Genomic DNA, 11,630 nt, shown 5'->3' on the forward strand with positions numbered 1-11,630 from the left:
CGACCTCTGGAGACCGCCATGCCCAGCACGCCCTCCCGTCCCGCCGTCCTGCTCGTCGAAAGCCGCCGGGCCACCTTCACCGACAGCGTCCTGGCCCGCGACGACGTGGACGTCGTCCTGCTGCGCTTCGACTCCGTGCCGCTGAGCGAGGACTACCTCCGGCGCACCGCGCACCTGCCCACGTTCACCCTGCGCACCGCCGCCCCCCTGCACGAGGAGGCCGCCCGCTACCTGCGCTGGATGAAGGGCACCCCGGACCTGCCCCGGCCGCGGTTCTTCTGCAACCCCAACGAGGCGCTGCAGGAGCGCGCCCAGCGCTTCGCCGCCCTCGTCGACCTGCCGCACCTGACCCCCCGTCAGGTCGCCTGGGTCCGCAACAAGAAGACCATGAAGGACCGCTACGCCGAGCTCGGCATCCCGCACGCCGCCTACCGCGCCGTGCACAGCCTCGACGACGTCGCCGCGTTCGGCGACAGCCACGGCTGGCCGGTCGTCCTCAAGCCCGTCGACTCCGACTCCTGCCTGCACACCTACCGCGTCGACTCCCCCGCCGCCCTCGCCGCGATCCCGCCGCTCGACCCCGGCCTGGACTGGATGGCCGAGGAGTTCATCCGCGGCCGCGAGTTCCAGCTGTGCGCCGTCGTCGCCCGCGGCCGGGTCGTGGACGCCTACCTGTCGAAGAACCCCCGCCCGATCCTGGAGGTCCTCGACGGCGCGATCAACGCCAACATCACCTACGCGCCCGGCGAGCAACTCCCCGTCGACGCGCGGGCCCTGGCCCAACAACTCACCGACGGCCTGGACCTGCCCTTCGGCTACCTGCACGGCGAGTTCTTCCTCACCGACGACGGCTCCTTCCGCATGAGCGAGGTCGCCGCCCGCCTCAGCGGCTGCGAAGTCCCCGTGAACCACTCCCTCGCCTACGGCTTCGACTTCCTGCACGTCATCCTCGACACCTACCTCGACCGCGTCCCGCAGCCCGTCTACACCCGCGACCGGGCGGTCGGCGACCTGCTCCTGCCCACCCGGGCCGGCCGCGTGGTCCACATCAGCTCCGAGGAGGAACTGCTGCGGCTGCCCGGTGTGATCGGCGCCCACCTGGACGCCGCCCCCGGCGACGTCCTCGACCCGCCCCGCGCCTCCCACGCCTCCACCGGCTACGTCCACGTCGAGGGCGCCACCGCCGACCAGGTCGAACAGCGCATGCAGGCCGTCCTCGCCCACTTCGAGCTGAAGGTGGACCACCCGTGAACGCCGTGCGCACCCCCACCGCCCCGGCCGCCACGGGCACTTCGGCCGCCACGGACGCCCCCGCCGCCACGAGCCCCGCGAACACCCCGGCCTGCACGAGGACTTCGGCCGCCACGGACGCCGCGGCCACCGGTCCCGGTGCCGGGCGGCAGCCGCTGTTCGCCCCGTACACCTCGCTCGGCGACTACACGCGGGCCGTGGCCGGCGGCCGGGGCCCCCTGCCGGTGTTCACCGGCCCCCGCACGGACCTGCTGGACGGCATCGCCCTGGCCGAAGAGGTCTACAGCGGCCTGCGCACCCCCGAACCCTGCGACACCGGCGTCGTGGCCGGCGGCCCGCTGCCCGCCGCGCTGAACGCGCTGATCCGCCCGCTGGCCCGCCACTGGGTGGACGACCCGCACGACCTGCCGGACACCGGATCCGTACTGCTGGTCGGCGCATACGCCCACCTGCGCGCCGACGCCGTGCAGCACACCCTCGACGCCGCCCACGCCACCGGGCGACCCCTGTCCCTGCTGACCGGCCGCGACGTGCACAGCCTCAGCTGGATGGCGGCCAAGCAGTACGCCCGCGTCACCGCGAACGCCCCGGTCGGCGTCCTGTCCGAACTCGACACCGCCGCCCCCGCACCGCAGGCCGACGTATGGCTCGGCGCCGACGACGTCCACCGCCTCGACGTCCACCAGATCGCGCTGGGCCGGGTGTGGCGGCGGGTGCTCTTCCACGGCAACGGCAAGGACGACCAGCTCAACCTCGGCCAGTTCACCCTGTGCGGAGCGAGCCCCGCCGCGGCCGCACCCGCAATGCCCGGCCCCCGCTGCGCCTACGGCCTGGGCTGCACCAAACCGCAGGACAAACTCATCCCCGCCCGCGGCATCCGGGCCGCCGAACTGGTACTGGCCAACTGCTTCAGCGGCGCCCTCGCCGGCCACGCGATGTACGACCCGAAATACCTCATCCTCCTCAACGCGCTCGACGGGCCCGCGCAGACCGTCGTCGCCACGCTCACCGCCTGCGACGGACAGCGCCCGGAGAACCTGGCCTGGCTCACCGCCACCACGGCCGCCGGCAGCGCGGCCGTCGCCATGAACCGGCAGCTGCGCGACATCAACCCCTACCCCGCGTTCGTCCAGGCCGGCCTGCAGTCCTCCGGCCTCGAACCGTCCCACCCCCACTCCCCCGCCGGCGACGTCTTCGGGTCCTCCGGTTCCCCCAGCCCCCTCGACACCACCGACACCACCGACACCACCGACACCACCGGCTCCACCGGCTTCCCGGGGCCCTCCGGCCCGGGCGCGGCGGACACGGCGGACGGCGCCCGGGAAGAGGCCGTGGACACGAACGCGGACGGGAACGGGAGCGGGGAGGGCGGCCCGGCCGCCCCGTACCCGCCGCTGCACCGGCTCGGCGCGCGCCTGTCGGGGCTGCTCGACAGCGGGCTGCTGGGCCCCGACTACCCGCTGCGCCCCCGGCTGCGGGCGCTGGCGGACACCGTGCTGCGCGACGCGGTGCGCACCGTGGCCCGGTCCGCACCGGACGCCGGCCCGGCACTGGCCGCGATCGCCGCCGAGACCAAGTCCCTCGACCTCGCGCTCGCCCACCGCTTCGCCAAGCACCACGACGACCCCGCCCTCGCCTTCCCCACCTACTTCGGCGAGCGCAGCACCGCCGCAGCGCCCGTCGCGCTCGACACCCCGTGCGCCTGCGGCCGGCCGCTGCGCTCCTACCGCCGCCACGGCCGGGTACCGGCGATCGCCGACACCGTCCAGACGGTGTGCGCGCGCTGCGGTGACGTCGCCAATGCCCACACCGGCGCCGTCGAACTGCACGTGAAGGCACCCGCCGAGGCCGCCGCGGGCAGCACCCTGCACGTGGTGGTGGAGGCGGTGGCCCCCCGCGACGGCACCCTCAACCTGGGCATCGTGCTGCCGCTCTACCTCGACGCCCGGGTGGGCCCCGTGCTGCGCCGCGTCGACGCGGTCGCCGGACAGCGCGCCCACGCCGAGTTCACCCTCCACCTGGCCCCCCAAGCCACCCCGCAGGCCTACTACTTCTGCCCCTTCGCCGTACAGGACCTGGGCATGAGCGTCTCCCGGGTGCACTTCACCGTCCTGCCCCGTCCGTAGGGAGCCCGCCATGAACCCCGCCACCACCGCGCCCGGGCACGCCCCGCGTCTGCGCGGTCCGCTCGGCCACCGCTCGTTCCGCCGGCTGGCCGCCGGGCGGGCGCTGGTGTACTGCGCCAACGCGATGGCCCCCGTGGTACTGGCCTTCGCCGTCCTCGACGCCTCCGGCTCGACCACCGCCCTGGGCCTGGTCGTCGGGGCACGCTCGGTGGCCAACGTGGCGCTGCTGCTGGCCGGCGGGGTCGTCGCCGACCGGATACGGCGCACCCTGGTCGTACGGGGTTCCGCGCTGGCCGCGTGCGGGGCGCAGACGGCGATCGCGCTGAGCGTGCTGCTGGGTCTCACCTCGCTTCCCCTGCTGACCGCGCTCAGCGTCCTCAACGGCGCGCTGGCGGCGCTGTCGCTGCCCGCCTCCGCCGCGCTGACCCCGCAGACGGTGCCGGCCGGCCTGATCCGCCCGGCCGGTGCGCTGATGCGGATGGGCACCAACCTCGGCATGATCGCCGGTGTGTCGCTGGGCGGCGCGGTAGCGGCCGGGTGCGGGGCCGGCTGGGGGCTGGCCTGCAGCGCGGCGGCGTTCGGCGCGGCGGCCTGGTGCTTCCTGGGAGTGCACACCGCGCCCGCCGACACGCCCGGACCCACGCCGGGCCGCACCCATCCGCTGCGGGAACTGCGGGCGGGCTGGCGGGAGTTCACCGCGCGCCGCTGGGTGTGGATCGTGGTGGGGCAGTTCATGGTGGTCAACGCCGTCGTCGCGGGCGGCGTACAGGTGCTGGGACCGGCCGTCGCCGATGCCACGTTCGGGCGCGGTGCGTGGGGCGCGGTGCTGGCCGCGCAGATGGCCGGGGCGCTGCTGGGCGGTGTGCTCGCCGCCCGTTCCCGGGCCCGGCGGATCCTGCTGGCGGGAGTGGCGGCGGTGGCGGTGGAGGCGCTGCCGCTGGTGGTGCTGGCCCAGGGCGGCGGGGCGCTGCTGCTGGGCGCGGCGATGTTCGCCAACGGCATCGCGCTGGAACAGTTCGGGGTGGCCTGGGACGTGTCGCTGCAGGAGAACATTCCCGCCGACCGGCTGGCGCGCGTGTACTCCTACGACGCGCTGGGCTCGTTCGTGGCCCTGCCGGTGGGCGAGATGGCCGCGGGTCCGGTCGCCGCGCACGCCGGGACGAGCGGCGCGCTGCTGGGCGGCGCAGCGCTGGTGGTGTGCGCGACCGCGGCGGCGCTGTGCAGCGCCCAGGTGCGCTCGCTGACCGCCGCCCCGGCCGTGGCGCACTCCGCCGGGCCGCCCCAGCCCGCCCAGTCCCCCCAACCCGCCCAACCCGCCCGGTCCGCCTAGCCCGTTGGCTCCCGGACCCGGGCCGTCCGCCTGGCCCGCGCGGGCCAGGCGGACGGCCCGGGTCCGGCCCTCGCGGGTGTGCGGTGCGGGAAGTCGTGGCCGCCGGTGTGCCGCCGGGCCGGGTGCGGGAAGGTGTGGGCTGTGCGACGGTGCCCGGTGCCGGCCCGGGGACACGGCCGAACGTGCGGGACGCGCCGAAGATGCGGGACGTGCGGGAGGTGCGGGTCGGCCCGTGCGGGCGGCGTGCGCCGGACGCGGGGGGGGGGCGGTGAGCCGTGGCGCGGCGCGCCCCCGGGCGCGGGATGTGTTTCCTCCCCGGCCGGCGGCCGGGCCTTCCACGCGAGGAGCGGTCGATGACGCGCTGGCTGGTCACCGGGGGCGGCGGGGCGCTGGGCCGCGAGGTGCGGGCGCGGCTGGCCGGCGGGCAGGTCACCGCGCTCGACCGGGCCGGCCTCGACATCACCGACCCGCGGGCCGTGCGGGCCGCGGTCGCCGGCCACGACGTGGTGGTCAACTGCGCCGCCTGGACGGATGTCGACGGCGCCGAGAGGGCCGAGGCCGCCGCGACCGCCGTCAACGGGACGGGCGTACGTCACCTGGCCCTCGCCTGCCGCCGCACCGGCGCCCGGCTGCTGCACGTCTCCAGCGACTACGTGCTGCCCGGAAACGGCACCGAGCCCTACCCGGAGTCGGCCCCGGCAGGCCCGGTCAACGCCTACGGCCGCAGCAAACTGGCCGGCGAACGGGCGGTCACCGAACTCCTGCCCGACACCGGCTACATCGTGCGCACCGCCTGGCTGTACGGCGAACACGGACAGAACTTCGTCGCCAGCGTCCTCGGTCTCGCCGCCCGCAGGGACACCGTCGACGTCGTCGACGACCAGCACGGGCAGCCCACCTGGTCCTACGACCTGGCCGGGCTGCTGGTCGCGCTCGGCCGCGCCGGGGGCGCCCCGCCGGGCGTCTACCACGCCACCGCCGCCGGCCGCACCACCTGGTACGGCCTGGCCCGGGCCGCGTACGAACTCAGCGGGCTGGATCCCGACCGGGTGCGCCCGACCACCTCGGCGGCCTTCGCCCGCCCGGCGCGCCGGCCCGCGTTCAGCGTCCTGGGCCACGCCCGCTGGGCCACGGCGGGCCTGCCCGGGCTCCCGCACTGGCGCACGTCGCTCGCCGAGGCACTGCGCCGGCCCGCCTTCACCGCCCTCACCTCCTGCGACGTCGCCTCCTGAGCCGGTCCGGCCGGCGGTGCCCGACCGCGCGGGCCGCTGCCGGGGCACGGCGCAAGGCGCGGCGGACGAGGGCGCGGTGGGCGGGTGTTGTCAGTCCCGGCGGGCGGCGGTCCAGGCGGCGAGCTGTCCGGGGGTGACGTCCGGGTCGGCGACCAGGGAGGCCAGTTCGTCGTCCGCGGGGTGACGGGTGGCCAGTGCCGGGCAGCGCCGGCAGGCGTCGACCCCGGCCTGTGCCCACCACTGGCAGCCGGCCCGCAGATGGCAGCGCGGCACCGTGCCGCCCGCCGGCGCCGGGTAGGCCGCCACCATCCGTTCCACCAGGGTGCAGTCACTGCCCCGGCGGTTGGCGCAGTCGGCGACGCAGTGCGAGGCGAACCGCAGGATCCGGCGCGGTTCGATGTCCTCGGGGATCTGGTCGAGCACCGCGGCGGCCGGGACCGCCTCGGCCAGGTACGTCACCTGTCCGTCGAGACCGGAGCGCACGCCCAGGACCAGCGACTCCGGCGCGTGCGCCGCACCGCTGGGGCACCAGCTCGTAGGGGTGCCGGCCTCGGCGCCGGCCGGGAGCGCGGGCTCCCGGCCGGCGGCGGCCGCCTCCGGGCGTGCGGGGTCGCGCGTCAGCACGGCAGTACGGAGGAGACGTCGACGCTCATGCCCCGGGCCGCCGGGGACAACGGCGCGCTCGCGGCGGCCTGTTCCCGGGCCACGGCCCCGGCGATGCTGCGGGCCAGCTGCGCCCGTGAGGTGATGCGCTCCGGCCCGGCCGGTGTCCGCGCGGGTGCCGCGCCGGCGGCGGCCAGGACGAGTCCGGTGGCCGCGACGGCGGCCGCGACACCCGTGGCGCTGCGGGGGTGCTTCATACGGCCTCCTCCGTGTCCCGGGGCGACGGCGGGGTGACGGGCCCGGGTGTGACCTGGGCGCTCGCCGCGCCCGCGGCGGCCAGGACCAGTCCGGTGACCGCGGCGACGGCCGCGACCGTACGGGAGTGCCTCATGCGGATGCCTCTCGTTGTGCGGGGACGAACCTCGACGCCCCAGCGTGGCCCGGGACTTCACAGAGGCCCTCGAGGCCCGCTGGAGGCCGGCTCGAACGATCTTGGGAAACGGGCGAAGGGTTCACGCCGGAGTGCTTCAATGGCCCACGTGAAGGCCTGAATTGACCAGCAATGACCAGCAGGGAGCGAGCACGGGGATGCGGAAGTCGTATTACGCGGCACACGTCTACATGATCCTGGGAGTGATCTCCGGGCTGTATTACCGGGAGTTCACCAAAGCCAAAGATTTCGACGGTGAAACCCAGCTGGCGCTCATGCACACCCACCTGCTCGCGCTGGGCATGATGGGCTTCCTCATCGTCCTCGCCCTGGACAAGCAGTTCGCGCTGTCCGGGACGAAGCTGTTCACGTACTTCTTCTGGTTCTACAACGCGGGCATCGCGATCACCGTCGCCATGATGTTCGTGCACGGCACCGAGACCGTGCTCGGCGACCATGTGCCCGAGGCGGTACCGCTCACCGCGGGTCTGGGGCACACCCTGCTCACAGTCGGGCTCATCCTGCTGTTCGTGCTGATCGGCAAGCGCCTGAACGAGCCCGCCGGGACCGGACCCGCCGAGCCGGAGCAGCAGGCCGAGACGGCCAGGACCCCGGTCTGAACCACCGGCCCCCGGGCCGCAGTGGCCGCCGACCGGCATGCCTCTGAACCCCACGCCCGCCGACCGGCATGCCTTGCAACCACCGCGCCCTGGAACCACCGCGACTTGAACCACCAGGTGTCCGGGGCCGCGTGCGTGCGGCCCCGTGGTCCGGTCCGCCGTCGTGTCGTCAGGCGGGCTGGGCCGCGGGGCCGAGCAGGACCTCGGTCAGCGCGGCCAGCCGCCGGCCGGTGAGGCCGGGGCGCAGACGGCGGCTCCCGGTGAGGGCGGCCAGGCCGTGCCAGGCGCTCCACAGGACCTCGGCCAGCAGGGCGCCGTCGCGGCCGGCCGCGACGGGCGCGAGGGCGAGGCCGATCTCGGCGAGGACCTCCGCGAGCGGCGCCGGCGTGTCGCCGGAAGTGCCCTCCGGAGTGTCTTCGGGGGCGCCGTCGCCTCCCGGGTCGAGGGTGAGCATGGCCTGGTAGAGGACCGGCCCCCGCTCGGCGAAGTCGACGTAGGCGCGGGCCACCGCGTCCAGCGCGCCGCGCGGCTCCGCCGCGCCCAGGCGGGCGGCGCGCAGGGCGGCGGCGAGTTCGGCGAAACCCTCCAGGGCGACCGCGTGGACGATGGCGTCCTTGTTCTTGAAGTGCTGGTACAGCACGGGCTGGCTGTATTCGATACGGTCCGCGAGACGCCGCGTGGTGACGTAGTCCCAGCCTTCGGCCTCGGCCATCTCGCGGGCCGTGGTGAGGATCAGGCGGTGGCGCTGGGCCTGCTCGCGCAGGCGTCGTTCTCGGAGCGTCATGGACCGACTTTAGCACTTTCAGCGATAATCGAGCTGTCAGTGATAGGGTTACTGCCTTTGAAATTCGGGGGGTTGCCGTCCCGCCGTGCGGCGCGGCGGGTGCCGTCGTGCGGCCGCGTTCGAGCGGCCTTCGAGGCGCGGGCGCCAGCATCGGGGCACGACTGCCCACAGAGAGGGCCCGCCCATGCTGACGCCGACTCCCCTGGAGGAGCTGCTCGACCTGGCCGCGGACGTCATCGGCTGCGACCGGCGCGGCCTGCCGGCCGGCGCGGCGGGGTCCCCCTTCATCACGCTGGGCGGCGGCCTCGGGCAGGCCGTACGGCTGCAGGCGCGCGCCGAGCAGCAGTTGGGCCTGGCCGTGGACCTGGCGCAGCTGCTGGGCCCCGCCCCCCTCGCGGACGTACTGGCCCGGGCGCGGCCGGCCCCGGTGCCCGCACCGGGGCCGGCCGCGGGCGGCGGGGGCGTACGGGCGCTGCTGCCGGGGCAGTCGGCGGCGCTCACCGCCGAGCGGGTCGCCGGTGCCGGTGCGGTGGCCCGGATCCTGAGCGCCGAGCTGTCCGGCCCGCCGGACGCGGGCGCGCTGCGGCGTGCGCTGGCCGCTCTGAGTGCGCGGCACGAGGGTCTGCGGACCGCTTTCGCCGCCACCCCGCGCGGCCCCGTGCGGCGGGTGCTCGCCGTCTGTCCCCCGCCGCTGGTCATGCTGGAGCCGGTGGCCGCGGGTCCGGGCGAGGACCTGGTGGCGGCGGCGCACGCACGGCTGGCCGTGCGGGCGGGGCGGCTGGTCCACCGGCCCGGCCTGCCGCCGCTGGCCTTCGCGCTGACCCCGCTGGCGGCCGGTTCGCAGCTGCTGTCGTTCGTCCACCACGACGCCGTGGCGGACAGCCGGTCGGCCGCCCTGGTGTGGCAGGAACTGCTCGCCGACTACGACCGCGCCGTCCGCCGCCGCCCGCTGGACCACACGCCCCGCCCCGGCCCGGACGCGCCGCACCGTACCCGGCCGGCCGGCCCGGCGCGGGTGCTGCCGGCCGGCCGCGCCGAGCAGCTGCGCGGCCTGGCCGCCGGCCTGGACCTGGCGCCCGCGGCGCGGCCGGCGGCCGCCTTCGGCTTCCGCGGCGAGCGGCTGCTGTTCGGCCTCGGCACGCGGCTGCGGGACGCGGCCGACGCGACGGCCCGGCGGGCCGGTGTGCCGCACAGCACGGTGCTGCTGGCGGCCTGGGCGCTGGCGGTGGGCCGGCGGGCGGGCCGCGAACGGCTGCTGGTGGGCACCGAGGTGCCGCGCCGGCTCACCGCGGAGCTGCTGCGCACCGTCGTGCCGTGCTCGGCGACGGTGCCGGTGGTCTGCGAACTGGAGGGCGGCGTCGACTACTTCCTGCGCGGCATCGCCTGCGCGTTCAGCGAGGCCCTCCAGTACGCGGAGGTCGACGACGCCGATACGGCGCGCGCCGCGGGGGTGCCCGCGGACCGCTTCCGCCCCGCCCTGGCGCAGGTGACGTTCGCGGCCCGCGACGAGCTGCTGCCCGAGAGCCTGCGGGCGGGCGGGCTGAGCGCGCGCTTCCATCACGGGCACCCGGGCGCCGTCACCGCGGACGCCGCCCTGACGGTGCTGCGCTGGCGCGAACACCCCTTGCTGAGCCTGGAGTTCGCCCGCGCACGGCTCACCCGCGCGCAGGCCGCACAGCTCGCCCGCGCGTTGCGCGCCGCCCTGACGGCACTGGTGACCTCGCCCCCGCACACGCCGGTCGACGACCTGCCGGACACCGCGGCCGCGCGCGACGAGGCAGCCGCCGCCCGCCCTCTCGCCGTACCCCTGCCCTGACCCCGCACCGCCCTTTCCGGTTCCGGGCTCCGGGTCGCGGGGCCGGCTCCCCGGCCGCAGGCGGCCGGGGAGCATCCGGTGCGCGCGTACCGGGGGAGTGCACGCGCGCACCGGAGCCGGGGACCGGGCGGCCGGCGGATCGGCACCCGGAGGCGAACAGACCGAACAGGGCGAACAGGCCGAGCGGGTCAGGCAGGTCGGGCAGGTCAGGCGGTGAACTGCGGGAGGCGGGCGGCGGTTTCGGCGGGGCCGGGCATCGCGGCGATCTCGGCGGCGACCTTGCGGGCCGCGTCCCGGTAGCTCTCGTCGCCCAGGATGCGGCGGGCCTGCTCGGTGACCGCGTCGGCCGACAGGCCGCCGGCGAGGATCACCTCGCCGGCGCCCGCGTCGCGCACGGCGGCGCCGTTGGCGGGGCCGTCGGCGCCCTGCGGCAGGATCAGCTGGGGCAGCGCGGCCGCCAGCGCGGCCAGGGTGGTGCCCGCACCGCCGTGCTGCACCACCAGCGCCGCCCGCTTCAGCGCCTCGGGCTGGGCCACCCACTCCACCGCCACCACGCGCTCGGGCAGTTCACCCAGGTCGCCGACGGCCACCACGGGTCCGGTCGCCACCAGGACCGGCACCTGGAGCGGCAGCAGCCCGTCGATGACCGTGCGCAGCACGTCCACCGAGCCCAGTGCGGTGCCCAGGGTCAGGTAGACGAACGGGCCGTCCGCGTCGCGGATGCCCGCGGGCAGTTCACCCGGCTCGCCGTAGGCGACGGGGCGCTGCTCGATGCGGGGCAGCGGGGCGGCCAGGAAGCCGGCGTCCTGCAGCGACGGCGGGCAGATGTCGATGTACGTGGCGGCGAGCGCCAGCAGCTGGCCGTAGGGCACGCTCACCCCGAGGTCGGCCGCGGTGGCCAGCAACTCCTCCTGGATCCGGGCCTCTTCGGGGCCCATCGCCATCACCCCGACGCCGTGCGCGACGGCGGGCACGCCCGCCAGCCGTGCGGCGAAGGCGGCGCCCGGGTTCATCGCCTCGTAGACGACGAGGTCGGGCCGCCGGTCGGCGAGGACGGGCGCGAGGTCGGCGGCCACCCAGCGGGGCAGCACCGAACCGAACACCTTCACATGCAGGTCCGCCAGCACCTCCGGCGGCACGTCCTGGGCGCCCAGGTCGGCGCCGTCGTGCTCGAGGGAGGCACTGCCGCGCACTGCTTCCATGAACGCCTCGGGGACCGAACGGCCCGCCGTCACCGGCTCCAGGCCGGCGGCCCGCAGGGCCGGGTGGAGCTGCTCGCCGGTGGCGAACACCACCTCGTGGCCCGCGGCGCGCGCGGCCTTCGCCAAGGGAAGCAGGGGATAGACGTGCCCGAAGTTGCCCGCGCTGGCAAAGAGGATTCTCATACCGCCTCAGCGTAGGGACGCCCGCCCCCCTTGTCTAGCAGTGACAATAGATC

The 11,630-nt window shown here is 76.1% G+C and carries 11 protein-coding genes; 6 read left to right on the top strand and 5 right to left on the bottom strand.

Annotated features, from left to right (window positions below):
* Nucleotides 1-18: 18 nt before the first annotated feature.
* From OHB41_RS48990 to rfbD, 4 genes are all read left to right on the top strand, one after another.
* The gene (locus OHB41_RS48990) at nucleotides 19-1,251 is read left to right on the top strand and encodes an ATP-grasp domain-containing protein (protein ID WP_266708766.1); all 1,233 of its coding nucleotides are present in this window, start codon (nucleotides 19-21) and stop codon (nucleotides 1,249-1,251) included.
* The gene (locus OHB41_RS48995; RefSeq protein WP_266708768.1) at nucleotides 1,248-3,377 is read left to right on the top strand and encodes a hypothetical protein; all 2,130 of its coding nucleotides are present in this window, start codon (nucleotides 1,248-1,250) and stop codon (nucleotides 3,375-3,377) included. The genes OHB41_RS48990 and OHB41_RS48995 overlap by 4 nt, the downstream gene beginning before the upstream one ends.
* A 10-nt stretch (nucleotides 3,378-3,387) precedes the next feature.
* Entirely contained in the window at nucleotides 3,388-4,707 is a 1,320-nt protein-coding gene (locus OHB41_RS49000; protein ID WP_266708770.1) for an MFS transporter, read from the top strand.
* Nucleotides 4,708-5,060: 353 nt separating this feature from the next.
* On the top strand, nucleotides 5,061-5,939 hold the full coding sequence (gene rfbD, locus OHB41_RS49005) for a dTDP-4-dehydrorhamnose reductase (protein ID WP_266708772.1): 879 nt from the start codon (nucleotides 5,061-5,063) through the stop codon (nucleotides 5,937-5,939).
* Between the two features lie 90 nt (nucleotides 5,940-6,029).
* Here the strand turns inward: rfbD and OHB41_RS49010 are convergent, their stop codons facing one another.
* Genes OHB41_RS49010 through OHB41_RS49020 form a run of 3 tightly spaced genes read right to left on the bottom strand, consistent with a single transcriptional unit; the run spans nucleotide 6,030 to nucleotide 6,933 of the window.
* The gene (locus tag OHB41_RS49010; protein WP_266708774.1) at nucleotides 6,030-6,563 is read right to left on the bottom strand and encodes a hypothetical protein; all 534 of its coding nucleotides are present in this window, start codon (nucleotides 6,561-6,563) and stop codon (nucleotides 6,030-6,032) included.
* On the bottom strand, nucleotides 6,557-6,799 hold the full coding sequence (locus OHB41_RS49015) for a hypothetical protein (RefSeq protein ID WP_266708776.1): 243 nt from the start codon (nucleotides 6,797-6,799) through the stop codon (nucleotides 6,557-6,559). The genes OHB41_RS49010 and OHB41_RS49015 overlap by 7 nt, the downstream gene beginning before the upstream one ends.
* Nucleotides 6,796-6,933: a hypothetical protein gene (locus tag OHB41_RS49020; RefSeq protein WP_168525281.1), complete on the bottom strand. Its 138-nt coding sequence runs from the start codon at nucleotides 6,931-6,933 to the stop codon at nucleotides 6,796-6,798. Before OHB41_RS49020 ends, OHB41_RS49015 begins: the two co-directional genes overlap by 4 nt.
* Nucleotides 6,934-7,130: 197 nt before the next feature.
* Between OHB41_RS49020 and OHB41_RS49025 the strand changes: the two genes are divergently transcribed.
* Entirely contained in the window at nucleotides 7,131-7,592 is a 462-nt protein-coding gene (locus OHB41_RS49025) for a DUF2871 domain-containing protein (RefSeq protein WP_266708779.1), read from the top strand.
* Between the two features lie 169 nt (nucleotides 7,593-7,761).
* On the opposite strand, the gene OHB41_RS49030 is transcribed toward OHB41_RS49025, so the two are convergent.
* The gene (locus tag OHB41_RS49030) at nucleotides 7,762-8,376 is read right to left on the bottom strand and encodes a TetR/AcrR family transcriptional regulator (protein ID WP_266708781.1); all 615 of its coding nucleotides are present in this window, start codon (nucleotides 8,374-8,376) and stop codon (nucleotides 7,762-7,764) included.
* 184 nt (nucleotides 8,377-8,560) lie between these two features.
* On the opposite strand from OHB41_RS49030, the gene OHB41_RS49035 reads away from it, so the two are divergent.
* Nucleotides 8,561-10,192 carry a condensation domain-containing protein gene (locus tag OHB41_RS49035; RefSeq protein ID WP_266708783.1) on the top strand — a complete coding sequence of 544 codons (1,632 nt, stop codon included), beginning with the start codon at nucleotides 8,561-8,563 and terminating at the stop codon, nucleotides 10,190-10,192.
* Nucleotides 10,193-10,398: 206 nt separating this feature from the next.
* On the opposite strand, the gene OHB41_RS49040 is transcribed toward OHB41_RS49035, so the two are convergent.
* Nucleotides 10,399-11,577 (bottom strand): glycosyltransferase, encoded by a 1,179-nt coding sequence (locus OHB41_RS49040; RefSeq protein ID WP_266708785.1) that lies wholly within the window; start codon nucleotides 11,575-11,577, stop codon nucleotides 10,399-10,401.
* Between the last annotated feature and the right edge of the window lie 53 nt (nucleotides 11,578-11,630).

The sequence above is a fragment of the Streptomyces sp. NBC_01571 genome, from assembly GCF_026339875.1.
Classification (GTDB): Bacteria; Actinomycetota; Actinomycetes; order Streptomycetales; family Streptomycetaceae; genus Streptomyces.

Excerpts from the sequence above, each read along its gene's own strand:
- OHB41_RS48990 (WP_266708766.1), top strand. The coding sequence starts at position 19 with ATGCCCAGCACGCCCTCCCGTCCCGCCGTCCTGCTCGTCGAAAGCCGC.
- OHB41_RS49000 (WP_266708770.1), top strand. The coding sequence starts at position 3,388 with ATGAACCCCGCCACCACCGCGCCCGGGCACGCCCCGCGTCTGCGCGGT.
- rfbD (WP_266708772.1), top strand. The coding sequence starts at position 5,061 with ATGACGCGCTGGCTGGTCACCGGGGGCGGCGGGGCGCTGGGCCGCGAG.
- OHB41_RS49015 (WP_266708776.1), bottom strand. The coding sequence starts at position 6,799 with ATGAAGCACCCCCGCAGCGCCACGGGTGTCGCGGCCGCCGTCGCGGCC.
- OHB41_RS49020 (WP_168525281.1), bottom strand. The coding sequence starts at position 6,933 with ATGAGGCACTCCCGTACGGTCGCGGCCGTCGCCGCGGTCACCGGACTG.
- OHB41_RS49025 (WP_266708779.1), top strand. The coding sequence starts at position 7,131 with ATGCGGAAGTCGTATTACGCGGCACACGTCTACATGATCCTGGGAGTG.
- OHB41_RS49030 (WP_266708781.1), bottom strand. The coding sequence starts at position 8,376 with ATGACGCTCCGAGAACGACGCCTGCGCGAGCAGGCCCAGCGCCACCGC.
- OHB41_RS49035 (WP_266708783.1), top strand. The coding sequence starts at position 8,561 with ATGCTGACGCCGACTCCCCTGGAGGAGCTGCTCGACCTGGCCGCGGAC.
- OHB41_RS49040 (WP_266708785.1), bottom strand. The coding sequence starts at position 11,577 with ATGAGAATCCTCTTTGCCAGCGCGGGCAACTTCGGGCACGTCTATCCC.